The 780-nt window shown below is 80.9% G+C and carries 1 pseudogene; it reads right to left on the bottom strand.

From position 1 onward, the window contains the following. Window positions 1–780: pseudogene (locus EF903_RS36015) on the bottom strand (hypothetical protein); the annotation flags it as partial.

Raw genomic sequence — 780 nt, 5'->3', positions numbered from 1 at the left:
GGGTCCCGCGGTAGGCGGCCCAGTCGGCGAAGCCTTCGGAGAGCCAGAGCGGGGTGCGCTCGGTGGTGGCGCGGCGGGTGGCGGCGTGGGTGGCTTCGTGGGTGAGGACGACGCTCCGCCCGGCGGCGCTGAGCTGGGAGTACGCGGCGGGGTTGACGACGATCCGGTCGGCGGGGCCGGCTGCGCCGCCGGTGCTGCCGGTGGTGACGGCGGCCATGCCGGTGTAGGCGGCGGGGGGCCGGCCGAGCAGTGCGGCCATCGCCTCCTGGGTCGGGGGGACGAGGACGACGACCCGCCCGGCCCAGGGCCGAGGCCAGGCGGCGGACGCGGCGGGGACGGCGCGGTCGGCGTCGGCGGCGACGTCCGCCGGGTGGGGGCCGCCGCTGCCGGCGCGCAGGACGAGCGCGTGGGCGCCGCGGACGACCTCGAGGGGGCCCTGGTCCCAGGGCTGCGGCGGCGCTCCCGGCGCGGCGGTGTCCCCGGTGACGGTCCAGCGCCCGGCGCTCTTCGTGAGCCGGACTTCGCGGGCGGATCCGGCGGGGGCGGTGTCGTAGCCGTCGATGCGGTAGCGCAGCTCGGCGGTGGCGGTGGCGCGGGGGCCGTCCCGCCGCACGCCGGTGACCTCGTACGCCCATTGCGCGAGAGGGAGTCCGGCCGGCCGGGCGGAGGGCTGCCCGGCCCAGGCGGCGACGGCGGTGCGGACGTCCCGTTCGGCGGGGTCGGGCGCGGGGCCCGCGGCGCAGCCGGCGGCGAGCAGGCACAGGGCGAGCGGTGCGGCGG

The sequence above is a fragment of the Streptomyces sp. WAC05292 genome (assembly GCF_003949955.1).
Classification (GTDB): Bacteria; Actinomycetota; Actinomycetes; order Streptomycetales; family Streptomycetaceae; genus Streptomyces; species Streptomyces globosus.
Note: the sequence above shows the minus strand (reverse complement) of the source record. Positions and strands in the feature narration are given on the sequence as shown.